This is a genomic window from Paracoccus salsus, assembly GCF_021556615.1.
Taxonomy (GTDB): Bacteria; Pseudomonadota; Alphaproteobacteria; order Rhodobacterales; family Rhodobacteraceae; genus Paracoccus; species Paracoccus salsus.
Genome location: NZ_JAKGGD010000002.1, coordinates 382,168 through 406,444, shown reverse-complemented (window position 1 = coordinate 406,444; position 24,277 = coordinate 382,168). Strand labels below are relative to the sequence as shown.

Below are 24,277 nucleotides of genomic sequence, written 5' to 3'. Positions count from 1 at the left end.
CTGCGCGGCAGGTTAACCGCGCCGGGACGGCATGGCCAGCCGTGAGGGCGGTCGGCGGTCTTGCGGCTTCGGGATCGTCACGCGCCGGGATCGTCACGCACGGGATCGTCACGCACGGGGCGGGGCGGCGTCGTCCAGTCGCAGGCGAAGCCGCTCGCGCCCGCCCCATGTCGACAGTTCAAGCTTGCCGGCCAGGTGAAAGCGGCGCCCTTTTGCGCCGATCAGCGCGGGCCCGAGCGGCCCGTTCATCGCGCCCCATGCAACCGCCTCCAGCGCCGGTCCGCCGGGGGTGCGAAAATTCAGCCGCAGATGGCTGTCGCCCATGGTGGCGGCGCTGTCGATCACCTGATCGGCAAAGGCGAAGCGCGGCGCGGGCGCGGCCTGACCAAAGGGGCCCGCATCCTCCAGCTGGCGAAACATCTGCGGCGTCGCGCCTCCAGCTTCGAGCAGGCCCGAGATCCGCAAGTCGCGCCCGCCGCTGCGCGCTGCAAGCGCAGGCGCGATCAACTCGGCCAGCCGCTCCATCGCCGGGCCGATCCGGTCTTCGGCCACGGTCAGGCCGGCCGCCATCTCGTGTCCGCCGCCCTTGATCAGAAGACCCTCGTGCGCAAGCCGCTGGATCGCCCGGCCCAGATCGACGCCGGGCACCGAACGCGCCGACCCCTTTCCGATACCGCGCTCGACGCCGATGACGACCGAGGGCAGGTCGGTCGCCTCCTTGACCCGCGCCGCGACGATCCCCACCACGCCCGGATGCCAGCCTTCGCCGGCGGCCCAGGACAGCGCGCCATCGCCGCGCGCCTCGACCTGCGCCAGCGCCTCGCCGCGTACGGCGGTCTCGATCGCGCGGCGGTCGCGGTTCAACGCGTCCAGCTGCGCGGCCAGCCGGCCAGCCTCATGAGGATCCCGGCACGACAGGCACAGCGCCCCCAGATCGGCGCGCCCCACGCGCCCGCCGGCATTGATGCGCGGACCCAGCAGGAAGCCCAGATGAAAGGCGTTGGGCGGCCCGTCCAGCCGCGCCACATCGGACAGCGCGACCAGCCCCGGCCGCTTCCGCCGGGCCATGATCGCCAGGCCGGTCCGCACGAAGGCGCGATTGACGCCGACCAGCGGCGCGACATCCGCAATGGTCGCCAGCGCCACCAGATCCAGCAGGCCCATCAGGTCCGGTTCGGGTCGGCCCAGCCTGCGCAGTTCGCGTCCTGCCTGGACGAGGGTCAGGAACACCACGCCTGCCGCGCACAGATGCCCCAGCGCGCCGTCCTCGTCCGCGCGGTTGGGGTTCACCACGGCCAGCGCAGGCGGCAGCGTCTCGCCGCCCAGATGGTGATCCAGAACGATCACATCCGTGCCTGCGGCCGCCGCCAGCGCGTCATGGCTCAGCGTGCCGCAATCCACGCAGACGATCAGGTCATGCGCGTCGGCCAGGCCCGCCATTGCCGGAGCGTTCGGCCCGTAGCCCTCGTCAATCCGGTCCGGCACATAAAGCGTGGCTTCGCGTCCCTGAGCGCGCAGCCAGTCCAGCAGCAGCGCGGCCGAGGTGCCGCCATCGACGTCATAATCGGCGAAGATCGCGATCCTCTCGCCGGCCTCGGCCGCCGCCACGATCCGCGCCGCCGCCGCCTCCATGTCGCGCAGGGTCGAAGGATCCGGCAACAGGTCGCGAAGCCTGGGCGTCAGGAAAGCGGCCGCAGACTCGGCCTCGACGCCCCGCTCGGCAAGCACGCGCGCCACCGCCAGAGGCAGCGCGGTCTTCTGCGCCAGAGCCTGCGACAGCCGCTCGACGGCCGCCTCGGGGCCGATCCAGCGCCGGCCGGTCAGCGATTGCTCGATGCCCAGGAACGTCACGATGCGCGGCCTTTGCTGTGGTTCGGATATCCGCGATGAGTCTCGCGGGGACGGGGGCAGCGCCCCCGCTTTCTACTTCGCCGGGTTGCGATAGATCATCCGGCGCACCGAGCCGGTCTTCGATCGCATCAGGATCGTTTCGGTCGTCAGATATCCGGGCTCGCGCTTGACGCCCGCCACGATCGACCCGTTGGTGACTCCGGTGGCCGCGAAGATCACGTCCGCCGTCACCAGATCGTCGCGCGCATAGATGCGGTCCAGATCGGTGATGCCGGCCTTTTTCGCCCGGCCCTTCTCGTCGTCGTTCCTGAACAGCAGCCGGCCCCACATCTGGCCGCCCATGCATTTCAGCGCCGCCGCGGCGAGGACGCCTTCGGGGGCGCCGCCCGAACCCATATACATGTCGATGCCGGTCAGTTCGGCCTCGGCGCAATGGATGACGCCAGCCACGTCACCATCGGTGATCAGCCGGATCGCCGCGCCTGTCTGGCGGACCTCGGCGATCATCTCTTCGTGTCGCGGACGTTCGAGGATGCAGACGGTGATGTCGCTGTCCTTGCAGCCGCGCGCCCTGGCCAGCGCCTGGACCCGCTCGGCCGGCGCCATCGCCAGGCTGACCACGTCCTTGTCGTAGCCGGGTCCGATCGCCAGCTTGTCCATATACACGTCGGGCGCGTGCAGCAAAGTGCCGCGCGGCGCCATGGCGATGACGGTCAGGGCGTTCGGCATGTCCTTTGCGGTCAGCGTGGTGCCCTCCAGCGGGTCCAGCGCGATATCCACCTCGGGGCCGTTGCCGTTACCGACCTCTTCGCCGATATACAGCATCGGGGCCTCGTCGCGCTCGCCCTCGCCGATCACGACAACGCCCTTGATGTCGAGCATGTTCAGCTGATCTCGCATGGCATTGACGGCGGCCTGATCGGCGGCCTTCTCGTCCCCGCGGCCGATCAGCCGGGCCGAGGCATGCGCGGCCGCCTCGCTGACGCGCGCCAGCCCCAGAGACAGCATGCGATCGTTGAAATCCTTCGGCGCGGTCATGACCTCTTCCCTCTTTACCACTGCTCAGCCCGGCTTCTACGCGCCACCCCGAAGTCCGGCAAGCCTGACGGCGCTAACGGATCAGCAATCCGCCAGCTCAAGCGCAAGCGCGTGGATGCGTGGCACGATGTCGCCAAGCGCGCCATGGACAAGGCGATGCCGCTGCAGCCGGCTTTTTCCGGCAAAGGCCGGGCTGGCCATGCGGATGCGGAAATGGCTTTGCCCGCCTTCTCGATAGCCGGCATGCCCGCGGTGGTCGTCGCTTTCGTCGATCACCTCCAGCCGGCTGGGTTCCAGCGTGGCCAGTCGCTGCCGCATCTCGTCCTCGATCATCCGCATATCCTCCGTCAAGACCTTTCATGTGCCGTGAAATACCCTAAACTGCCGCCTCCGAGTCGCAAAGGTGCCCCAGAATGAGCAGTAACGACCCGTTCGGATTCGACATCTCCGCCGCCAAGGACAAGAAGCGGCGCAACAAGGGTCGTCGCGGCATGTCCGGCGCGTTCGAGACGTCGACCCGAATCTGTGAAAAGCATGGCTGCCAAGAGCCCGGCCAGTATCGCGCGCCCAAGAACCCGCGCAAACTGGATGATTATTTCTGGTTCTGCAAAGACCATGTACGCGAATACAACGCGAACTGGAATTATTTTCAGGGCCAGAGCGAAGAGGAGTTCCAGCAATTCCTTGACAATGCCACGGTCTGGGAGCGCCCGACCAAGCCCTTCGGTCGCGCCGCCCAGGAACAGGCCTGGGCCCGGCATGGTGTCAGCGACCCGCACGAGATCCTCGGCGCCAACGGCACCTCGCCCGAAGCGCGCGCTCGCGTCAGCCGCAAGCTGCCGCCCACCGAGCGCAAGGCGCTGGAGATCCTGGAGGCCAAGGATCACTGGACCCGGACCGAGATCCGCAAGCAGTACAAATCACTGGTCAAGGACCTGCACCCCGACATGAATGGCGGCGATCGTTCGGACGAGGACAGATTGGCCGAAGTGGTGTGGGCCTGGGATCAGGTCAAGGAAAGCCGCTTCTTCCGCGAGTGAGCGCTTGCATCGGGCCCGCCTTCCGGCCTGGGTGCGTGCCGCACCGGCGTCACAATTCGTCGCGCCAGCGGTTGACCAGCGGATAGCGGCGGTCCAGCCAGAAGGCCCGTGTCGAGATGCGCGGTCCGGGGGCCGCCTGGTACCGCTTCCATTCGCTGATATACAGCAGCTTTTCGACCTTGCGGACGGTGTCGGCGTCAAAGCCCTGCGCGACCAGATCGGTCAGCGCCAGATCCTTCTCGACCAGCCCTTCCAGAATTGCATCCAGCACCTCGTAGGGCGGCAGCGAATCCTCGTCCTTCTGGTCGGGACGCAACTCGGCAGAGGGGGGCTTGCTGATGATCTGCGGCGGGATGACCTCTTCCCCGGGGCCCATCATCCAGTCGCGGTGATTGGCGTTGCGCCACCGGCAGGTTTCGAACACGCGGGTCTTGTAGAGATCCTTGATCGGGTTATAGCCGCCGGCCATGTCGCCATAGATCGTGGCATAGCCCACCGCGACCTCGGACTTGTTGCCGGTGGTCAGCAGCATCTCGTTGAACTTGTTGGAAATCGCCATCAGCATCACGCCGCGCAGACGGGACTGGATATTTTCTTCGGTCGTGTCGGGACTGGTGCCCTTCATCAGATGCGCCAGTGCCGCGCCCACGGCGTCGCGCGCGCCCTCGATATGGACCGTGTCCAGCCGCGCGCCCAGGCGCCCCGCGCAGTCGGCGGCGTCGTCAAGGCTGGCCTGCGACGTGTACTCCGAAGGCAGCATGACGCAGCGCACGTTTTCCGGACCGATCGCGTCGGCCGCGATCGTCGCGACCAGCGCGGAATCGATTCCACCCGACAGGCCCAGCACGACCTTGCGAAAGCCCGATTTGTGCAGATATTCCCGTAGGCCCAGCATCATCGCGTGATAATCCTGCTCCCACGCGTCGGGCTGTGGCGCCATCAGGCCGGGCTCGGCCCGCCATCCTTCCGGGCCGCGCGTGAAATCGACATGCGCCAGCATTTCGGCAAAGGGCGGCAGTTGCACCACCTTGTTGCCGCCGGGGTTCAGCACGAAGCTGGCGCCGTCATAAAGCTGGTCGTCCTGCCCGCCGACCATGTTCACATAGACCAGCGGCAGGCCGGTCTCGACCACACGGCCGACCATGTGGCCCATCCGCAGGTCCAGCTTCTCGCGGTGATAGGGGCTGCCATTCGGCACGATCAGGATCTCGGCGCCGGTTTCCGCCAGTGTCTCGGCCACGTCGGGATACCAGCTGTCCTCGCAGATCGGGCTGCCGATGCGCGCGGCCCCGACCGGATAGGGCCCGCTGATCGGGCCGCTGTCGAACAGCCGCAGCTCGTCGAAAAGCTGCTTGTAGGGCAGGTGATGCTTCAGCACGCGGGCGATCAGCCGGCCATCCCTGAAGACCCAATAGGCGTTGTAAAGCCTGTCTCCATCGCGCCACGGCCCGCCGATGCCGATGGCCGGACCGCCGGTGCAGCTTTCACCCAACGTCATCACGGCCGCCTCGGCCTGCCGTGTGAAGGCCGGCTTCAGCACCAGGTCCTGGGTCTGATAGCCGGTGATGAACATCTCGGGCAGGGCCAGCATGTCGGCCCCGGCCTCGCGCGCCGCCGCCCATGCCTCGCGCGCCGTGGCTGCATTGCCGGGCAGGTCGCCCACGGTGGCGTTCAGCTGGCCGATGGTCAGGCGGAAGCGATCGGTCATGGCAGGGCCTCGTGTTTTCGCGTCTCTGTGATAGGGGAAGCCGCCGGAAAGGAAAAGTCGGCCTTTGCGCGTGCGGTCGCCCTGCGCTAGACCATGGTGCAAAAGACGAAGGATGCGGGCGATGAAGGCAGCAGTTCGGGCAGGGGCGGTGGCGCTGGCGCTGATGGCGGCGGGTCTTGGCGCGGATGCACAGGTCATCACCAAGCAATATGACGATGGCGGAGTTTACGAAGGCACGTTCCGCAACGGACGCCAGCACGGACAGGGCAGCTACACTCTGCCCAACGGTTATCGCTACGAAGGCGACTGGGTCGAGGGCGAGATCCTGGGTCAGGGCACCGCGACTTTCCCCAACGGTTCGGTCTATGTCGGGCATTTCGCCAGGGGCAAGCCGGACGGCAAGGGCAAGATCACCTATGCCGATGGCGGCACCTATCAGGGCGACTGGATCGCCGGCGAGATCACCGGAGAGGGCGAGGCGCACTACGCCAACGGCAGCGTCTACAAGGGCCAGTTCGTCCGCGGCCTGCATCAGGGCAAGGGCGTTCTGACGCAGCCGAACGGTTATCGTTACGAGGGCGACTGGAATTCCGGCGTGAAAGAGGGCCAGGGCAGGATCACCTATCCCGATGGCGCGATCTACGAGGGTGGCATGCTGGCCGGCCAGCGCGCCGGGCGCGGCAAGCTGACCATGGCCGACGGCATGACCTACGACGGCATCTGGTCAGCCGGCCAGATGTCGGGCACGGGCGTGCTGGTCCAGGCTTCGGGCGACCGGTACGAAGGCCAGATGCACAACGGCAAGCGCGAGGGGCAGGGCATCGCGACCTATGCCAATGGCGATGTCTATGACGGCCAGTTCAGGGCCGACCGACGCCATGGCAAGGGCACGTTCACGGGCACGGACGGCTATGTCTATTCCGGCGACTGGGTCGAGGGGCGGATGGAGGGTAGCGGCCAGATCACCTATCCCGACGGCTCGGTCTATGTCGGCCAGATGAAGGCCGACCGCCCCGACGGCCGCGGAAAGATAACCTATCCCGACGGTTCCACCTATGAGGGCCAGTGGGTCGGGGGCGTGATCGACGGCGATGGCAAGGCCACCTATGCCAATGGCATGGTCTATGAGGGCAGCTTCCGGAACGCCCGCAACGACGGGCAGGGCCGGATGACCTATCCCGACGGTTATGTCTATACCGGCGCCTGGAAGGACGGCCAGCGCCACGGCGAGGGGCAGGCGACCTACCCCGACGGCACGGTCTATACCGGCATCTTCGCGAACGGGCTTCGGGAAGGTCAGGGCAAGCTGACCACACCCGACGGGTTCGTCTACGAGGGCGGCTGGATCGCGGGCGAGATCGACGGCGACGGGATCGCGACCTATGCCAATGGCGACCGCTATGAAGGCCATTTCGAGGCGGGCAAGCGTCAGGGACAGGGCGTCATGCGCTATGCGACAGGACAGGTGGCGTCGGGCAAGTGGCAGGACAACCGGCTGATCGACGCCGATGAACCCTCCGCCCAGAGCCCGGCGGCAACCCCTTCGGCCGTGCCGGATGGCCGGGACGTACCCTCCGGCGCGGCCGAGGATGTCAGCGCGCCCGACATGCCGGCCGACGCTTTGCCTTCCGGGGGCGACTGACAGGCACATCGAAGTCGGGCGGTTTTGCCGGATCCCGGCCGCGCCGGTCCCGCGCGACGACCGCGAGACGTGCTAGCGGCCTGAACCGGTGCCGCCGGCATCGCTGTCGCCGAACAGGCCGCGCAGCCCCCGTGTCACCAGGTTGCCGACCTTGGGTCGGGGTTGGGCCATGAAGGGCAGCGGGCGGCAGACCTCCATCGCGGCGATGCCGACGCGGGCGGTCAGGGCGCCGTTGACCACGCCCTCGCCAAAGCGGCGTGACAGCTTGGCCAGAACCCCGCCGCCGGCGACGGTGTGAATCAGGTCGTCGCCCGCGGCCACCGCGCCGGTCGCGACCAGATGCGTCATGACCGTGCGCGCCAAGCGCCATCCTCCGACAGCGCCCGCCCGTCCGCCATAGATCTCGGCCATGCGCCGGATCATGCGCAGATTGGCCGCCAGCGCCGCCGCGACGTCCGCCAGTGCCAGAGGAATCAGCGCGGTGGCGGCGGCGACGGTGCGGGCCGCCGCCTCGATCTCGCGCCGCGCCTCCTGATCCAGGCCAGCCAGCAGTTCGGTCTCGGCCATGGTCAGAAGGGTGGCGGCGTCGAAGACATCGCCGCGGTTCTCGGCCAGGCGCTTGCGCTGCCAGTCCAGTTCCGGGCGCTTGCGATACAGTGCCAGAAGCTGATCCGTGACCTGCCGCGCCCTGTCCATGCTGTCGTCGGCCAGCGCGGCGCCGGCCTGCCGCTGGATCGCGTCGATCCGCGCGAAACGCGCCCAGGCGCGATATTCGCGCAACGCCATCCCCAGCGCAGCCAGCGTGAACAGCGTGAACAGCGCGATCCCGATCCAGCCCAGCACCGGATAGCTGTTCAAGAGCCCGTTGATGAAATCCAGCGCGGCGATCGCGAGAAGAAAGGTGAACAGCGCCACACCGGAATTGATGAAGAACCGGGTCAGCGCCGAGGGCGGCCGCCCGACCAGCCGTGTAACCATCTCCATCGTGCGCGGGCGGGGCAGCGACCGGCTGGCCTCGTCGATGGGCGGGGCATCGGCGGGGCTGGGCTGGGGGTCTTCGCGGGTCTGGTCGCGGGCCTCGCGGCGCATCCGGAGCGTGTCATCGTCGCTGCCGGGCGTGTCCAGTTCGATCAGCACGGGGCCGCGCTTGCGGGTCGGATCGTCGCTCACAGCCTGTCTCCGATCAGGAATTCGGCGGCACGGTCCAGCCGGATATGCGGCGGACCATCGCCGGGGCGGGCGGTCATCGCTGCGGGCGCGAAGTTCATGATCGCATAGTCGCCGTCCAGCCATTGATCCGCCCCGGCGCGGGCCGGATGCAGAAGCAGCGCGGGATCGGCGGGCAACTCGCCCGGATAGAAGGCCGCCTGGCGCCCGTCCAGCAGCCGACCGCGCACGGCCGGCAGGTCATCGCCATCCTGGCGGATCATGTCCTCGGTCGTGGCGCGAAGCGCCGCAATCGACATCGCCTCGGTTCGCGCGCCCGAGAAGTCGGCCCGATCGCGCGCCTCGCGCAGCGTCGCCGACAGGATCGCGGTCAGGCGATTATGCTGGATATGGTGCAGGTGATCGGCCTTGGTGGCGGCGAACAGGATGCGTTCGACCCGGCGCGTGCCGAGGATCTGCGCCAGCCAGCCTGCCCTTCCGGGTCGGAACGCGGTCAGGATGTCGGCCATCGCGCGGCGCATGTCCTCGACCGCGGGCGGGCCCTGATGGATGGCGCCCAGCACATCGACCAGCACTACCTGGCGGTCGATTCGGGCAAAGTGATCGCGGAAGAACGGCTTGATGACGCGCGACTTGTAGGCGTCGAAGCGGCGGCGAAACTCGCGATGAAGCCGCCCCTCGCGCAGGCTTGCAGGCAGCGGTGCAAAGGTCAGCGCGGGCGAGCCGGCCATCTCGCCCGGGATCAGGAAGCGGCCCGGCGTGCAGTCCGAAAACCCGGCCTCCCGCGAGGCCTGCAGATGCTCGGTGTAGATCCGGGCGAGCGTCTGGGCAGTCGGTTCGTCGAACGCGGCGCCGGGACCGACCGACGCCAGAGCGGCCATGTAGTCGGCCGCCCCGGGCCGCTGCTCGATCCGGTCAAGGACTTCGGTCGACCATTCCCCGAAACCTTTTTCCATGAGGCGCAGGTCCAGCAGCCACTCGCCCGGATAATCGACGATATCCAGGTGAACCGTCTGCGGGCCGCGCAGGCCCGAAAACAGTCCTCGCGGCTCCATCCGCAGCGACAGTCGCAGCTGGCTGACATGGCGGGTCCCGTCGGGCCAGTGTGGCTCGGGGCCGGTCAGGGCGGAGAGATGCCGTTCGAAATCGAAGCGCGGCACGGTGTCGTCGGGCTGCGGTTGCAACCACGCGGCCTTGAGGCTGCCATCCGCGGCCGCACGCAGCGCATGCATGCGTCCGCGATCCATCAGATTGGCGACCAGCGACGTGATGAACACGGTCTTGCCGGCGCGCGACAACCCGGTCACGCCAAGCCGGATGATCGGATCACCCAGTCCCAGCCCCGCCATCAGATCGCTGCCAATGCCCATCACCTACTCCGCAGACCAGCCGGTCGGCGCACGATAGGCGTTGGCGTCTGGAATGTGTAGGGTGTGGGCAGAGTTCGGGCGGCGAGGCCGCATCCGCAGCCGCATCCGGTCCGATCGCGGCGCAAGGGTGCTTTTCAGCCGGGTCAGGCTTCGCCATAACGCAGGCATGTCCGACCCGCTGCCGATCGATGATGCACTTCCCGCGCTGCGCGCGGCCCTGGCCCGGCATGGCCGCGTCGTCCTGGTCGCCCCGCCCGGCGCGGGCAAGACGACGCGGGTGCCGCTGGCCTTGCTGGATCAGATCGCAGGCCGGATCGTGATGCTGGAGCCGCGCCGGCTGGCCGCGCGGGCCGCCGCCGAGCGGTTGGCCGAGGGGCTGGGCGAGCAGGTCGGCGGTCGCGTGGGCTACCGCATCCGGGGCGAGGCGGTGCGCGGCGCGCGGATCGAGGTCGTGACCGAGGGAATCCTGACGCGAATGATCCAGTCCGACCCGGCGCTGACCGGCATCGGATGCGTCATCTTCGACGAGTTCCACGAGCGCAGCCTGAATGCCGATCTGGGGCTGGCGCTGGTCTGGGAGGCGCGCGGCGCGCTGCGCGAGGATCTTGCGGTCCTTGTGATGTCGGCCACGCTGGATGCGGCGCCGGTCTCGGCCTTGCTGGACGACGCCCCCGTGGTCCGGTCCGAAGGCCGGTCCTTCCCCGTCGAGACACGCTGGCTGGACCGCCCGCTGCCCGTCGGGACGCGGGTGATCGACGAGACGGCCACGCTGATCGCCCGCGCCGAGCGCGAGACACGCGAGACCGGCGGCTCGATCCTGGCCTTCCTGCCGGGCGAACGCGAGATCCGCGGCGTGATGGCCAGGCTGGCGAACACCGGGTGCGAGGTGCTGCCGCTTTACGGGGCGCTGGATGCGTCCGCGCAGCGTCTGGCCTTGTCATCGCCGGGCGCGTGCCGGCGGATCGTGCTGGCCACGGCGATCGCCGAGACCTCGCTGACCATTCCCGAGGTGCGGGTGGTCGTCGACGCCGGACGGGCACGCCGGGCGCGCTTTGATCCGGGCAGCGGCATGTCGCGACTGGTCACCGAGCGCGTCAGTCGCGCCGAAGCCGATCAGCGGCGCGGCCGGGCAGGAAGGGTCGCGCCGGGGCTGTGTTTCCGGATGTGGGCAAGGGCCGAAGAGGGCGCGATGCCCTCTTTCGCACCGCCCGAGATTGCCGTGGCGGATCTGACGGGGCTGGCGCTGGAACTGGCCGCCTGGGGGGCCGAACCGGGGGAACTGGCGTTTCTGACAGCGCCCCCCGAGGCCGCGATGTCCGAGGCGCGGGCCCTGCTGGCCGGGCTGGGCGGGCTGGATCGCGACGGCCGGATCACCGATCACGGCAAGGCGCTGGCCCGGCTGCCGCTGCATCCGCGACTGGCGCATATGCTGATCCAAGCCGGCGCCGAAGCGGCGGATATGGCGGCACTTCTGTCCGATCGCGATCCCCTGCGCGGCGCGCCCTCGGATCTGGCTCTGCGGCTGACGGCGATTCGCGATCCCGAAGGTTTCGCCAGACGCCATCCCTTCGAAATCCATCGTGCCGCGATCCAGAGGATCCGCGACGAATCGCGTCGCCTGCGCCGGCTGGTTGCGTCCCGCGACGGCGGGGGGGCTGACCGCCCCCCCGCACCCCCCCGCGTTCGCGCCTCTCAGGCGGGCTTCGAGGCGATGGGCGAGGACCGGCAGCTTTCGCCGGGCGGCGCGGCATCGCTGGCCTATCCCGACCGGATCGGCCTGCGGCGCAAGGGCGACCAGCCGCGATGGATCCTGTCGGGCGGAAAGGGTGCGGCGATGGACATCGCCGATCCCTTGGCCGGTCAGCGGCTGATCGTGGCGGTCGATCTGGACGGCGATCAGCGCGAGGCGCGGGTGCGGATGGCCGTGGCGCTGGACGAAGCCGAACTGCGCGCGCTGCATGGCGACCGCATCGAGCCGCTCTGCCTGTGCGAATGGTCGCGCCGGGAGGGGCGGGTGCTGGCGCGGCAGCAGGAGCGCCTGGGGTCGCTGTTGCTGTCGGATCGGCCCTGGCCCGAGGCGCCTCAGGAGGCGGTGGCGCTGGCCGCACTGGAGGGGCTGCGCCAGGACGGGCTGCCGTGGACCAGGGCGGCGGCGCGCCTGCGGGCGCGGATCGCGCTGGTGGATGGTCTGGGGGCGGTGGATGACCCGACGTTGCTGGAGGATGGCGCATGGCTGCTGCCTTGGCTGGGCGGGGCGCGGACGCTGGCCGATCTGCGCGCACTGGATCTGGTCGAGCCGCTGAAGGCGCGGATCGGCTGGGACGGCCAACAGCGCCTTGCAGCCGAGGTTCCGGCGCATTTCGTCACGCCTCTGGGGCGCAGGGTGCCGATCGATTACGACCACGAGACGCCCTCGATCGCGTTGCGCCTGCAAGAGCTGTTCGGCGTCACACGGCATCCGGTCGTCGGCGGAAAGCCTTTGCGGATCAGCCTGTTGTCGCCGGGCGGCAAGCCGGTGCAGGTCACCACCGACCTGCCGGGATTCTGGACGTCGAGCTATGCCGATGTGCGCAAGGACATGCGCGGGCGCTATCCGCGCCATCCCTGGCCCGAGGACCCGACCTCGGCCGATCCGACGACGCGGGCCAAGCCAAGGGGAAGCTGAGGCGGCGCGCAACGGCTGCGCCCTGTCGCAGCACCCCGCAGCCCGGGTCGGGGGTCTCAATCGACCGCGCGGATCAGCTTTTGCTCAAGGATCTTCAGCACCTGGGCCAGGTCGTGGCCGCGTTTCAGGATCCGGCCATCCATGCCGATCACGGCATAGGCCCCCTGCGCGGCGCGCAGCTTCGGACGCTTCTCGATCCGGTAGAGCGGATGTTCGGTCGCCCGGCGGAACACGCTGAACACGGCGGCATCGCGCAGGAACGACATCGCGTAGTCGCGCCACTCGCCGGCAGCCACGAAACGCCCATAGACCGACAGGATCGCCGTCAGTTCCTGCCGGTTGAAGACCACGCGATCGACATCGGCCTGAAACGGCGGTGAAGCGTTCATCATGACGGAATGGTGACACCCGGCGCAGGCCAACGCAACGAAAAACGGGCGGCGGTGCCGGCGGCGCGGCGCCCGCTGTCTGGCGGCCTAGAAGCAGCTGACCTTTTCGATCCGCCCCGCGCGCCCGTATTCGATATTCAGCCGTTCGGGCTGGAAATCGGCGGTGACCGCGTCGTCGGGGCCGATCACCCGCGTGCCAAGCGGGAAGGTCATCGGGCGCAGGATGTCGCGCGGCTGACCGACCAGGCCCTGATAGCCCGCGGCGCCGCATTCATCGGCGGGCGGGTCTGGCAGCACGGGCGGCGCGACTGGCTCGCAGGCGGCGAGGACTGCGACGGCGCACAGTCCGGGAAGCAGGCTGGAAAGGCGCATGGGATCACCCGCAATCGATGTTGTAGATATTGCCCGAGCCATCCAGCCGGAACACGATCCGCTGCGGATTGTATTCCTGCGGCTCGATGCCGCGATATTCGACCACGCGGTATTCGCGGGTGATCGCCAGCGTCGGGATGATCGAGCCTGGCTGCCCCAGATAGGGCACGTAATCGCCGGCGTCGCACAGGTCGGGCTGGCGTTCCTCGAGCCCGGCGATGCCGGAGGTCGGCACAGGCGGAATGGGGGCCACGGCGACCGGCATGGGTGCCGGTGCGGGCGCCGGCGCGCAGCCGGCAAGCGCGGCGGCGACCGCCGCAATGGAAAGGATCTTCGTGTTGAACATGGTGTCGGCGTCCCTCGGTAGCCCCTTGCCGGGGCGGTATTGTCCTGGCGATGGTTATAGGATGTCCGCCACGGGTTGAGAACCCGGCAGGGGAATCACGTTTCGATCATCGGCGCGTCATCGTTTCGGCGGTTATCTGCCGACCCTCGGCCCGTCCGCCCGTCAGCCAGGGGCTGCAAGCGACGCCTCGCTGCGTTCCGCCCCGTGCGCCGCAAGGAAGACACGCGCCGCGCCGTCACCGATCCGGTGGATGGTGGATTCATCGGGCTCGGTCGCCCCGGCCAGAAGCGCGGGCTCGTGGACCACGGCACCGGACAGTCGGACCAGTTGCGCGGCTGCCAGCGACGTGTCGTCGATATGCAACTGGTTCATGGCCACCCAGCGGTCCAGATGTTCCCGAACCGTATCGTGCAGCAACGTCTGGAGCAGTGCGTGGTAGCGACGCGCGAGGTCGGGAAAGCGGAACGCCTCGGCGATGCTGGCGCGATGCAGCAGCACGACCGGCTGCGAGACAAGCCAGCCCGCGATCTGCCGGGCCATCAGGGCAAGCGCCTCGGCCAGAGGCATCGCCGTGTCGATCTGAATCGGCGCCCGGGCCGAGATCTGGTCCATCTCGTTCGACAGCACGTCCTGGAAGATCAGGGATTTTTCGGGAAAATAGCTGTAGAGCGTGGCCTTGGACACGCGCGACGCGCTGGCAATGTCGTCGACGCTTGAGCCTGCATATCCGTCCCGGAAGAAGACCTCCCTGGCGCCGCGGCGAACCTGATCGAACTTGCGGCCAGGGTTGAAGGCCTGATCTTTTTTCATGATTCGTTCCCTTGGAATGCGTCGCCATCGGCATGAGCCTCGGGACATGACCGAATGGAATGCCGGGATGAGTGTTCTGGTTTCATCTGAAATTGGACGGGCAGGAATTGCTTGTAATGGAACGATCTTTATCGCCGATTTGGCGGCTGTGGCAAGCCCGGCGCGCGTCGGCCGGTGCGCGCCACCCCTGATCCGGGCTTGGAAGTGGAACATCTGCGACGATTGTCCTAGCTTCGCAGCGAGGAAAACGAATCAGTATCGCGACCATTAATTTCAGGCGGGGAGGCCGAGATGGCGAATATGGAAAACTCATTCAGGGGATCTGTCGAACGGATGTTCACGCACGCGGCAGGTCTGATGGATCTGTCGCCGGGGCTTGAGGAAAAGATCCGGGTCTGCAACTCGACCTACACCGTCAGGTTCGGGGTGCGGCTGCGGGGCGAGATCCACACCTTCACCGGCTATCGGTCTGTCCATTCCGAACACATGGAACCGGTCAAGGGCGGCATCCGCTATTCGCTGGATGTCAGCCAGGACGAGGTCGAGGCGCTCGCCGCGCTGATGACCTACAAATGCGCGCTGGTCGAGGTGCCGTTCGGCGGCTCGAAGGGCGGGTTGTGCATCGACCCCCGCGCCTGGAACGCGGAGGAGCTGGAAAAGATCACCCGGCGGTTCACCTACGAGCTGTCGCGCCGCAACCTGATCTCGCCCAGCCAGAACGTGCCGGCACCGGACATGGGCACCGGCGAGCGCGAGATGGCCTGGATGGCCGATGCCTACAAGCGGCTGCATCCCGACGACATCAACGCCAAAGCCTGCGTGACCGGCAAGCCGCGCACAGCGGGCGGCATCGAGGGCCGCGTCGAGGCGACCGGCCGGGGTGTGCAATACGCGCTGCGCGAGTTCTTCCGTCATGTCGATGTGATGAAGAAGGCCGGGCTGGAAGGCACGCTGGCCGGCAAGCGGGTGATCGTGCAGGGACTGGGCAATGTGGGCTATCACGCGGCCGAGTTCCTGTCGGTCGAGGACAAGGCGCTGATCACCTGCGTGATCGAGCGGGACGGTGCGATCGTCAACCCGCAGGGGATCAATATCGACGCGTTGCGCGGGCATATCGTCGCGACCGGCGGGGTGCGCGGCTTCGCGGGCGGTCAGTATCACGAGGAAGGCCTGGCCATGCTGGAGCATGAATGCGACATCCTGGTCCCGGCTGCGGTGGAAAGCGTGATCCATTCCGGCAATGCCGAGCGGATCAAGGCCAAGCTGATCATCGAGGCCGCGAACGGGCCGGTCACCGCCGACGCCGACGAGATCCTCAAGCGCAAGGGCGTGGTCATCATCCCCGACATGTATGCCAACGCGGGCGGGGTGACGGTGTCCTATTTCGAATGGGTGAAGAACCTGTCGCAGATCAGCCTTGGCCGGATGGAGCGCCGCTACGAGGAAGCCCGGGCGCGGATGCTGATCGAGGAGCTGGAGCGGATCTCGGCCGACACCGGCACGAATTTCAAGCTGGCCGCCGGCTTCAGGGAACAGTTCCTGCACGGCGCCGATGAGCTGGATCTGGTGCGCTCGGGTCTGGACGACACGATGCGCGAGGCGTTCGGAAAGATGCGCGACGTCTGGATGGCCAATCGCCGCGTCGACGATCTGCGCACGGCAGCCTATGTGGTGGCGATCCGGCGGATCTCGAACGTCTATGGCTCGCTGGGGCTATAGCGGGGTCGCGCAACCGCAGGGGACGGGCGCTGGGGTGCGGGGGTGTGCCCCCGCCGCCGAAGCCGGGCCCCTCGATGGGGCCCGGCTTCGGCATTCCTTGTGCGGACAAGGCGACCTCAGTCGCGGGGCGCGGCGGCGCGGCGCAGGCGGTCGTTGATCGCGGCGCCCAGGCCGTGATCGGGGATCGGCGCAGCCGCGATCGGGCGGCCCAGGCGATCGGCCTCGCGCAGCATGCCGAACAGATTGGCGGCGGCCTCGGTCAGGTCACCGGTGGGCGACAGGCTGAACGGGCCGGGCGTGCCGAAGCCAAGATGCGTCTCGCCGGGTGCGGCCTTGACGGCATTCAGGCGCAGGCTTGCCTTCGGGGCGTAATGGCTGGCCAGCTGGCCGGGCGCGCTGGGGCGGCCCGGATCCGCGGCAGGCCGGGCCAGGCCGTGGCCAAGCGCGGCCTCGATCGCCTCGGCCGGGATGCCGCCCGGGCGCAGCAGGGTCGCCCGCCCCAGGGGCCAGCCGATGATGGTCGATTCGACCCCGACCGGGCAACGTCCCGCATCCAGCACCGCCGCGATCCGGCCGCCGAGTCCGCCATCGGCGTCCAGCACATGATCGGCGCTGGTCGGGCTGACCCGCCCGGACGCATTGGCCGAGGGCGCGGCAAGTGGTCCGCCGAAGGCGTGCAGCAGGGCCTGCGCCACGGGATGGGCGGGCACACGCAGCCCGACGGTCGCCAGCCCGGCCGTGACCAGCGGCGCCAGCCCCGAATCCCGGCGCAGCGGCAGCACCAGCGTCAGCGCGCCCGGCCAGAAGGCCTGGGCCAGCGCCAGCGCCTCGTCGGGGAACGCGGCGATCCGGCGCGCCGCGTCCAGGTCCGGGACATGAACGATCAGCGGATTGAAGGCCGGCCGGCCCTTGGCGGCAAAGATCCGTGCCACGGCTTGCCCGTCGCGGGCGTCGCCCGCAAGGCCATAGACGGTCTCGGTCGGCATGGCGACGGTCTGGCCGCGAACCAGCAGATCGGCGGCGCGTTCAAGCCCGTCGGGATCTGGTGTCAGTCGTTCGGTCTTCATCCGTGACGCCGGGTTTCGGTTGAGCCTTGGTCGCATCCACCTAAGATGCGGTCGGAACAGTCTGATAGTCGCGCCGGCAGCTTTTGCCAAGGCGCATGGGAACGAGGTCCACATGAGCTATGTCGCGCCGGTCGAGCAGATCGAATTCATCCTGAAGCATGTCGTTTCCTTCCCCGAGGTGGCCGCGACCGACAGGTTCGCCGAGGCGACCCCGGAAACCGCCCTCGCCATCCTGACCGAGGCCGGCAAGCTGGCCGGCAACGTGCTGGCACCGCTGAACCGCAAGGGCGACGAGGTTCCGGCGCGACTGGAAAACGGCAGGGTCCGCTCCTCGCCCGGCTTTGCCGAAGGGTTCCGGGCGATCGCGGAAGGCGGCTGGATCGGACTGGCCGCCGATCCCGAACATGGCGGCATGGGCCTGCCGCAATCGCTGAACATGGCGGTCGCCGACATGATGTCGGGGGCCTGCCTGTCCCTGCAACTCAACCCGCTTCTGACCCAGGGCCAGATCGAGGCGCTGGAGCATCACGCCAGCGACGAGATGAAGGCCCTGTACCTGCCCCGGCTGATCAGCGGCGACTGGTCGGGCACGATGAACCTGACCGAGCCGGGGGCCGGCAGCGATGTCGGCGCGCTGACCACCAGGGCGGAACGCAACGACGACGGCAGCTATGCGATCACCGGGCAGAAGATCTACATCACCTGGGGCGACAGCGATGTCACCGAGAATGTCTGCCACGCGGTGCTGGCGCGGCTGCCTGATGGCGCCAAGGGCACGCGCGGGATCAGCCTGTTCATGGTGCCGAAACTCATCCCCGACGCGGATGGCAGACCGGGCGTCGCCAACAGCCTGAAAGTCGTCAGCCTCGAGGAAAAGCTGGGCATCCACGGCAGCCCGACCTGCGTGATGAGCTATGAGGGCGCGACCGGCTGGCTGATCGGGCAGGAACACAAGGGCATGGCCGCGATGTTCACGATGATGAACTGCGCCCGGCTTGGCGTCGGCATGCAGGGCGTCGGCGTCGCCGAGGCCGCGTTGCAGCAGGCCGTGGCCTACGCGAAGGACCGCGACCAGATGGGTCCGATCATCCGGCATCCCGATGTGCGCCGGATGCTGGCCACCGCGCGGGCGGAGGTTTTCGCGGCGCGCGCCATCTGCCTGGCCTGCGCCGTGGCGATCGATCTCGAGCGCGCCACCGGCGAGGCGGAACATGCCGCCCGCGCCGCCTTCCTGACCCCGATCGCCAAGGCCCACGGCACCGATGTCGGCTGCCGGGTCGCCGATATCGGCGTGCAGGTCCATGGCGGCATGGGCTATGTCGAGGAAACCGGTGCCGCGCAATACCTGCGCGATGTCCGCATCACGCCGATCTACGAGGGCACCAACGGCATCCAGGCCATGGATCTGGTCGGCCGCAAGCTGTCCGATGGCGGCGATGCGGCCATGCGCCTGCTGGACGAGGTGCTGGACGGCGCGCAATCCGCGCAGGGCGACCACCCGGAACTGGCCAACCATGTCTGGCAGGCCGCCGAAACGCTGCGCGAGGCCACCCAGACGCTGCTCGAGCGCGACATGCCTCAGCGTTTCGCGGGTGCGGATTCCTATCTGCGCGCCTTTGCCCGCGTGCTGGGCGCGCATTACCATCTGCGCGCGGCCAAGGCCGGCCGGGACTCGCACAAGGCGATGGCCGGGGTGTACATGGCCCGCGTCCTGCCGCGCTATGCCGGCGATCTGGCCGAGGCGCTGGCCGGGCTGGACGATCTGAGCGCGATCAGCGACGCGACGCTGGCGGGCGATTTCGCGGCGTGATCGTCTATCCGCATGCGGCCCCGCCCGCCGAGGGCGAGGCCGTCGAGATGGCCGAGGGTGTGCTGTGGCTGCGCCTGCCGCTGCCGATGGCGCTGGACCACGTCAATGTCTACGCGCTGCGCGAGGATGACGGCTGGACCATTGTCGATACCGGCCTCGACACCGGGCGGGCGCGTGGCGTCTGGCAGGCGCTGCGCGCAGGGCCACTGGCCGGGCTGCCGATCCGGCGGGTGATCGGCACCCATCATCACCCCGACCATATCGGGCTGGCTGGCTGGTTCATGCAGACCGACGGCGCCGAACTGGCGATGAGCCGGACCGCCTGGCTGACCGCCCGCATGCTGCACCTGGACGTTCAGGACCACCCCACCGCGCAGGCAATCGCGTTCTGGCGCCGCGCCGGGATGCCGGAAGGGATGCTGGCGAAACGCGCCGCCGAGCGGCCCTATAACAGCGCCGATGTCGTCCACGCCCTGCCGCCCGGCTTCAGCCGCCTGCGCGAGGGGACGCAGATCCGGATGGGGGGGCGGCGCTGGCTGGTGGCGATGGGCGACGGGCACGCGCCGCGCCATGCGACGTTCTGGTCGCTGGATGACGATCTGGTGATCGGCGGAGATCAGTTGCTGCCCTCGATCTCGCCCAACCTGGGCGTCTATCCGAACGAACCCGACGCCGATCCGGTCGGTGAATGGCTGGCCAGCTGCGCCCGGATGGCCGAGCTGGCCGCGGCGCGGCATCTGGTCCTGCCGGGCCACAAGCTGCCTTTTACCGGGCTGCCCGACCGGTTGCGGCAGCTGGCCGACAATCACCACGGCGCGCTGGCCCGGATCGAGGCCGCTCTGCGGATCGAGCCGCGCAGCGCGGTCGGCTGTTTCGAGATCCTGTTCAAGCGGCGGATCGCGGCGATGGAGTTCGGGCTGGCGCTGGTCGAGGCGGTCGCACATGTCAACCATCTGCGCCTTGCCGGGCGCATCCGCGCGGTCGGCGAAAGGGACGGTGCGGTGCTGTGGGGGGCGTGACAGCGCCGCCGGTTTGGGCTATCGCGAGGCAACGGACAATACGGAGCGCAGCAATGGCCGAACACGAGCATGGCAAGATGGACATCACCGAGCAGCAGAAGACCTTCGCGGGCTTCATCAGGATGGCGGTCTGGGTTTCGGTACTGTCGATCCTGGTGCTGATCTTCATGGCGCTGGTCAACGCCTGATTCCGGCGAAGGGCATTCCACAATGAAACGACGTGTCTTTCTGGCGGCGTCGCTGCCGGCGTTTCTGGCTGCCTGCGGCGCGGACAACATATGGGCCAGCGACGAGGCCGTGCGGGCCGCCCGCTTCGTCTCGGACGAACCGCCCTCGATCACGCTTTACACGGTGATCGGCATCCCGCGGGGCGAGGGGGGGCATTCGTCGCTGCTGATCAACGGCAGCCAGCGGATCATCTATGATCCGGCCGGAACCTGGAACCACCCGCGCATCCCGGAACGCCACGACGTGCTTTACGGGATCACCGACAATTTCCGGCGCTTCTATGTCGATTACCACGCCCGCAGCACCTATTGGGTGGCCGAGGACACCGTTCCGGTCAGCCGCGAGGTCGCGGATCTGGCGATCCGGCGGGCCGAGGCGCAGGGCGCCGCCAACAAGAGCTTCTGTGCGATCGAGACCGCATCGATCCTGCGTGGCCTGCCGGGGTTCGAGGGGGCGCCATCGGCGTTCTCGCCGCTGAAGCTTCGCAACTGGTTCATGACCTTGCCCGGCGTGCGGTCGCGGCGCTTTCAGGACGGCGATCCGGCCAATAACCACAACGTGCTGATTCGCCAGAAGAACGGTGTGATGACCGGTTATCCCAGGACGTAAAGCAGACCGAACAGCGTCGACCCGCCGGCCAGAATGGCCAGGATCACGTTCCTGGTCAGTACGCCCACGACCAGCGTCGCGGCGGCCGCCGACAGGCGCGCGGGATCGGGCTCGCCGCCGGCGGCCTCGGGCCACATGACCAGCGGCGCCACCAGCGCGGGCAGCACCGCCACGGGCGTATAGCGCAGCATCCGCAGCGCCCAGGCCGGCAGGTCGCGATCCCCCAGCGCGCCGAGGAACGACCAGCGAATCAGGAACGTCCCGATCGCCAGCGCCACGATCACGATCCAGACCGTCAGATCCGACACAGCGCCGTTCATGTCGCCCCCTGCCGCCGCTCGGCCCAGACCTCGAGCATCGCGCCGGTCGCCATGCCGATCGGCGCGGCGATCAGCAGGCCCAGCCCGGACGGCAGCCCGGCCAGCAGCAGCGCGGCCAGGACGGCGACAAAGCAGGCACCCAGATGCGCCGGAGTCCGCAGCATCGGCGCGATCATCGCCAGGAAGGTGATCGGCATCGCGAAGTCCAGCGCGATGTCGTCCGAGATCGCCCGGCCGACCGTCGCGCCCAGCCACGAGGCGATCATCCACGGCACGCAGACCGCCACCGCCGTGCCGGCGAAATAGCCCAGGCGCTGGGGCAGGCTCAGGCGCGGATGGCGCTCATAATGCTGGATCGACAGCGCATAGCTTTGATCGATCAGCGCATAGGCGATCAACAGCCTTTGACCGCCGGTCGCGCCGCGCAGCCAAGGCACCAGCGAGGCCGAATACATCGCCATACGCAGATTGACCGCAAGCCCGGACAGGATGACGATCAGCGCCGGGGCCTGGTCGGACAGCAACTGCACCGCCGTGAACTGCGATGCGCCCGCCAGCACGAGCACCGAGAAACCCATCACCTGCGCCAGGTCCATGCCCGCCTCGACCGCGACCACTCCGAACAGCAGGGCAAAGGGCACGATGACGATCATGAACGGCAGCGATTGCACGATGCCGTGCGCGAAAGCCTGCCGGGGCGTGCGCGCCAGCGCCCGCACCACGGCGGGTTCATCGGCGGCGGGATCATCGGCGGCAGGGCGCTGATGCGGGGGGCTGGGGACGGGCGAGGGGGCCATCACGCTTTCGTTTTCGCTGCATTCGCGGCAACATTGCTTGCACGATGTGCAATCCATGACAAGGCAGGCCCGTGCAGATTCTGAATCCCGTTCCCGCCAGCCTGCTGCCCGAGGCCGCCGCGCTTTGGTGGCGCGGTGTCTGGCCCGGCCCGTGGTTGCGGCCTCCGCCCCCGATGCGCGCCAGCCACGGGATCGCCGCTCTGGACGCGGCTGGCGGGGTGGCGGGTATCGCCGGTCTGCGCGACGCGGGGGGCGGATTCCTGGTCAGCATGCCGTGGCTGGCGCGGCTGGCGTTCCGGCCCGCGCCGCCGACCACGGATCTGGTGATCGACGGGATCGTGGTTCGCACCGTCCGGCGCGGCACAGGCCGCGCGCTGATTGCCGCCGCCGATGCGCATGCCCGCGCCCATGGCCATACGGGCCTGCGGGCCGAGGTCGAGGCAAGCAACCGCGTCGCGCTGGCCTTCTACCTGCGGCTGGGCTTTGTCGAGATGCACCGCGGTCGCTTCGGCTGGCCCTGGTCGGGTCAGGTGCTGATCCTGCGGCGCGATCCGGGCACGGACACGGCAAGGCCCGAGCGCGCGGCCAGCCCGGCGGATCGGGGCGCGAGCCGGATCGGATCCTAGCCGAAGATCCCGGTCACGCGTCCCACCAGCATGAAGGCGCGGGCCGATCGGGTCTGGGCCAGAAACTCGATCTGCGCGTCGTCCAGATCGGAGACAAGCCGGGTCAGAAGCAGGTCGAAATGGCGCAGGAAATGATGCGCTGCATCACGAAAGATCTCGTCGCTGCGCAGCAGGGCCGCGGTGATCTCGATCGCGGTTTCGTCGTGGATGCCGCCAAGCGCGGCGATGGCGCTGCCGCGCTGTCCCTCGGCAAACCGGCGCCAGACGCCGACGGGTGCCGGATCGGGCGGCAGGTCGTCCATATAGATGTCCTGCGCGGCCAACAGCGTGACGACATCCTGCGCGGCGCGCAGGACACGGGAATTGTCGTGGTCCTTCAGCGCGGCACGCAGCGCCGAGATCGCCTGGGTGTCGTCGGCGCCGTCGGGAAAGTTCAGCGCACGGATCAGCGTCTCGGGCGGGACGCGGATCGATTCGGGCGCATCGAAACGCATCGCCGCCTGCCGCAGATCGGTGGGACGCGGGCGGCCATGTGAAATCGGCTGGCCACCCTGCGGCTGCGGACGCGCCCCCGCCGGCTGCGGGGTCGCGGTCGGCAAGGGCCGGGACATCTGGCCGGCCGGTTGCGTGCCGGTGGCGGTATCGCGCGGCCCGTCGCCGGCCGGATGCGGGGGCCGGCGCGTCGCCGCATATTCGCGCAACTGGCCGAGGCGCTGGCGCAGGTCTTGGGACTCGGCGCGCAGCAATGCGATCGACCGGGCCAGCGAGATCGCCGTCCAGATCAGCACCAGCGGCAACACGACGCCCATGGCGGCGACCAGCCTGGTGACGCCGCCGGCCGCGCCGTCGCCGCCCGGTGCCAGGAACCAGAACAGCCCGACCAGCAGCAGCCACGCCCCGGTCAGCGCCAGCCCGACGATGGTGGCTGCGTCGCGCTGTGCCAACGATGCAATGCGGCTGGTCAGCGACATGCGCGTCACTCGTAGCGGATCGCGATGATTTCGTAGCTGCGCTGGCCGCCCGGCGTGGTGACATCGACGCTGTCGCCCTCGTCCTTGCCGATCAGTGCCCGGGCCAGCGGCGAGCGCAGGTTCAGAAGACCGCGCTCGATATCGGCCTCGGCCTCGCCGACGATCTGGTAGGTGCGCTCTTCTTCGGTGTCTTCGTCGATCAGATGCACGGTGGCCCCGAACTTGACCGATCCGGACAGCCTGGCGGGATCGATCACCTCGGTGCGCGACAGGATCGATTCCAGCTCCTTGATGCGGCCTTCGATGAAGCCCTGCTTCTCGCGCGCGGCATGGTATTCGGCGTTCTCGGACAGGTCGCCATGTTCGCGCGCCTCGGCGATCTGGCGGATGATGGCCGGGCGCTCCCGGGATTTCAGCTCGGTCAGTTCGCGTTCCAGCGACTGATAGCCGCCGCGGGTCATTGGTATCTTGTCCATCGCTGCCCTGTCCTTTCGGGGTGCGGTCCTCGTCCCGACGCTAATCGAACGCCCCCGCCATTCAGGAATGGCAGGGGCGCGAAATCTCGTCAAAGCCATCGTGAACGCAATTTTGCGGCCATTGCAAGCCCGCGATCCGCGCCGCCGGCAGTTTTCGGCTTGCTGCGCCGCCGCGAAACAATTGCCCCCGCGCGAACGGCGCGTTAGTGCTGGCAAAGCCAGTGCGAAGGAGGAAGC

Annotated in this window: 24 protein-coding genes; 9 read left to right on the top strand and 15 right to left on the bottom strand. The window is 68.6% G+C overall.

Features of this window, described 5'->3' with window-relative positions; all coding sequences use genetic code 11:
• Positions 1-108: 108 nt before the first annotated feature.
• The 3 genes from recJ to L1965_RS05260 form a co-directional block, all read right to left on the bottom strand.
• Positions 109-1,851 (bottom strand): single-stranded-DNA-specific exonuclease RecJ, encoded by a 1,743-nt coding sequence (gene recJ, locus L1965_RS05270; RefSeq protein WP_235755357.1) that lies wholly within the window; start codon positions 1,849-1,851, stop codon positions 109-111.
• A gap of 72 nt (positions 1,852-1,923) precedes the next feature.
• Positions 1,924-2,889, bottom strand: coding sequence for a class II fructose-bisphosphatase (gene glpX, locus L1965_RS05265; protein ID WP_235755356.1), 966 nt, complete (start codon positions 2,887-2,889; stop codon positions 1,924-1,926).
• A gap of 81 nt (positions 2,890-2,970) precedes the next feature.
• Positions 2,971-3,222 carry a BolA family protein gene (locus L1965_RS05260; RefSeq protein WP_439332052.1) on the bottom strand — a complete coding sequence of 84 codons (252 nt, stop codon included), beginning with the start codon at positions 3,220-3,222 and terminating at the stop codon, positions 2,971-2,973.
• Between the two features lie 80 nt (positions 3,223-3,302).
• On the opposite strand from L1965_RS05260, the gene L1965_RS05255 reads away from it, so the two are divergent.
• On the top strand, positions 3,303-3,929 hold the full coding sequence (locus L1965_RS05255; RefSeq protein WP_235755355.1) for a J domain-containing protein: 627 nt from the start codon (positions 3,303-3,305) through the stop codon (positions 3,927-3,929).
• Positions 3,930-3,978: 49 nt separating this feature from the next.
• Here the strand turns inward: L1965_RS05255 and L1965_RS05250 are convergent, their stop codons facing one another.
• A complete protein-coding gene (locus L1965_RS05250) occupies positions 3,979-5,637 on the bottom strand; it encodes an NAD+ synthase (RefSeq protein WP_235755354.1) in 1,659 nt (552 codons plus the stop codon).
• Between the two features lie 121 nt (positions 5,638-5,758).
• Between L1965_RS05250 and L1965_RS05245 the strand changes: the two genes are divergently transcribed.
• Positions 5,759-7,279, top strand: a complete 1,521-nt coding sequence (locus L1965_RS05245) for an MORN repeat-containing protein (protein WP_439332051.1) — start codon at positions 5,759-5,761, stop codon at positions 7,277-7,279.
• 72 nt (positions 7,280-7,351) lie between these two features.
• Here L1965_RS05245 and L1965_RS05240 read toward each other — a convergent pair whose 3' ends face one another.
• Positions 7,352-8,368, bottom strand: coding sequence for a YcjF family protein (locus L1965_RS05240; protein ID WP_241865449.1), 1,017 nt, complete (start codon positions 8,366-8,368; stop codon positions 7,352-7,354).
• A gap of 77 nt (positions 8,369-8,445) precedes the next feature.
• Positions 8,446-9,816: a YcjX family GTP-binding protein gene (locus L1965_RS05235; RefSeq protein ID WP_235755352.1), complete on the bottom strand. Its 1,371-nt coding sequence runs from the start codon at positions 9,814-9,816 to the stop codon at positions 8,446-8,448.
• Between the two features lie 166 nt (positions 9,817-9,982).
• Between L1965_RS05235 and hrpB the strand changes: the two genes are divergently transcribed.
• A complete protein-coding gene (hrpB, locus tag L1965_RS05230) occupies positions 9,983-12,481 on the top strand; it encodes an ATP-dependent helicase HrpB (protein ID WP_235755351.1) in 2,499 nt (832 codons plus the stop codon).
• 56 nt (positions 12,482-12,537) lie between these two features.
• Here the strand turns inward: hrpB and L1965_RS05225 are convergent, their stop codons facing one another.
• The 4 genes from L1965_RS05225 to L1965_RS05210 all read right to left on the bottom strand — a co-directional run bounded on the left by L1965_RS05225 (position 12,538) and on the right by L1965_RS05210 (position 14,398).
• A complete protein-coding gene (locus L1965_RS05225; protein WP_235755608.1) occupies positions 12,538-12,870 on the bottom strand; it encodes a DUF2794 domain-containing protein in 333 nt (110 codons plus the stop codon).
• Positions 12,871-12,957: 87 nt separating this feature from the next.
• Complete coding sequence (locus L1965_RS05220; protein ID WP_235755350.1) at positions 12,958-13,242, bottom strand: I78 family peptidase inhibitor; 285 nt, start codon at positions 13,240-13,242, stop codon at positions 12,958-12,960.
• A gap of 4 nt (positions 13,243-13,246) precedes the next feature.
• The gene (locus L1965_RS05215; RefSeq protein WP_235755349.1) at positions 13,247-13,588 is read right to left on the bottom strand and encodes a hypothetical protein; all 342 of its coding nucleotides are present in this window, start codon (positions 13,586-13,588) and stop codon (positions 13,247-13,249) included.
• A gap of 162 nt (positions 13,589-13,750) precedes the next feature.
• On the bottom strand, positions 13,751-14,398 hold the full coding sequence (locus L1965_RS05210; RefSeq protein WP_235755348.1) for a TetR/AcrR family transcriptional regulator: 648 nt from the start codon (positions 14,396-14,398) through the stop codon (positions 13,751-13,753).
• 291 nt (positions 14,399-14,689) lie between these two features.
• Here L1965_RS05210 and L1965_RS05205 point away from each other — a divergent pair, with 291 nt between their 5' ends.
• Positions 14,690-16,117: a Glu/Leu/Phe/Val family dehydrogenase gene (locus L1965_RS05205; protein ID WP_235755347.1), complete on the top strand. Its 1,428-nt coding sequence runs from the start codon at positions 14,690-14,692 to the stop codon at positions 16,115-16,117.
• A 116-nt stretch (positions 16,118-16,233) separates the two neighbouring features.
• Here the strand turns inward: L1965_RS05205 and L1965_RS05200 are convergent, their stop codons facing one another.
• Entirely contained in the window at positions 16,234-17,184 is a 951-nt protein-coding gene (locus L1965_RS05200) for an L-threonylcarbamoyladenylate synthase (protein WP_235755346.1), read from the bottom strand.
• A gap of 112 nt (positions 17,185-17,296) precedes the next feature.
• Here L1965_RS05200 and L1965_RS05195 point away from each other — a divergent pair, with 112 nt between their 5' ends.
• The 4 genes from L1965_RS05195 to L1965_RS05180 are packed head-to-tail and all read left to right on the top strand — an operon-like array spanning position 17,297 to position 20,850.
• A complete protein-coding gene (locus L1965_RS05195) occupies positions 17,297-18,994 on the top strand; it encodes an acyl-CoA dehydrogenase (protein WP_235755345.1) in 1,698 nt (565 codons plus the stop codon).
• A gap of 47 nt (positions 18,995-19,041) precedes the next feature.
• Positions 19,042-20,013, top strand: a complete 972-nt coding sequence (locus L1965_RS05190; RefSeq protein WP_235755607.1) for an MBL fold metallo-hydrolase — start codon at positions 19,042-19,044, stop codon at positions 20,011-20,013.
• 53 nt (positions 20,014-20,066) lie between these two features.
• Positions 20,067-20,201 carry an aa3-type cytochrome c oxidase subunit IV gene (locus tag L1965_RS05185; RefSeq protein WP_235755344.1) on the top strand — a complete coding sequence of 45 codons (135 nt, stop codon included), beginning with the start codon at positions 20,067-20,069 and terminating at the stop codon, positions 20,199-20,201.
• Between the two features lie 22 nt (positions 20,202-20,223).
• Positions 20,224-20,850, top strand: a complete 627-nt coding sequence (locus L1965_RS05180) for a hypothetical protein (protein ID WP_235755343.1) — start codon at positions 20,224-20,226, stop codon at positions 20,848-20,850.
• Here L1965_RS05180 and L1965_RS05175 read toward each other — a convergent pair.
• Both L1965_RS05175 and L1965_RS05170 read right to left on the bottom strand, forming a co-directional pair.
• Positions 20,835-21,170 carry an AzlD domain-containing protein gene (locus tag L1965_RS05175; protein WP_235755342.1) on the bottom strand — a complete coding sequence of 112 codons (336 nt, stop codon included), beginning with the start codon at positions 21,168-21,170 and terminating at the stop codon, positions 20,835-20,837. The two genes, L1965_RS05180 and L1965_RS05175, sit on opposite strands and share 16 nt — an antisense overlap.
• Complete coding sequence (locus tag L1965_RS05170; RefSeq protein WP_439332050.1) at positions 21,167-21,967, bottom strand: AzlC family ABC transporter permease; 801 nt, start codon at positions 21,965-21,967, stop codon at positions 21,167-21,169. Before L1965_RS05170 ends, L1965_RS05175 begins: the two co-directional genes overlap by 4 nt.
• A 71-nt stretch (positions 21,968-22,038) precedes the next feature.
• On the opposite strand from L1965_RS05170, the gene L1965_RS05165 reads away from it, so the two are divergent.
• The gene (locus L1965_RS05165) at positions 22,039-22,593 is read left to right on the top strand and encodes a GNAT family N-acetyltransferase (protein WP_235755341.1); all 555 of its coding nucleotides are present in this window, start codon (positions 22,039-22,041) and stop codon (positions 22,591-22,593) included.
• On the opposite strand, the gene L1965_RS05160 is transcribed toward L1965_RS05165, so the two are convergent.
• The gene (locus tag L1965_RS05160; protein ID WP_235755340.1) at positions 22,590-23,564 is read right to left on the bottom strand and encodes a hypothetical protein; all 975 of its coding nucleotides are present in this window, start codon (positions 23,562-23,564) and stop codon (positions 22,590-22,592) included. The genes L1965_RS05165 and L1965_RS05160 overlap by 4 nt on opposite strands.
• Positions 23,565-23,569: 5 nt before the next feature.
• Positions 23,570-24,040 carry a transcription elongation factor GreA gene (gene greA, locus L1965_RS05155; protein ID WP_235755339.1) on the bottom strand — a complete coding sequence of 157 codons (471 nt, stop codon included), beginning with the start codon at positions 24,038-24,040 and terminating at the stop codon, positions 23,570-23,572.
• Between the last annotated feature and the right edge of the window lie 237 nt (positions 24,041-24,277).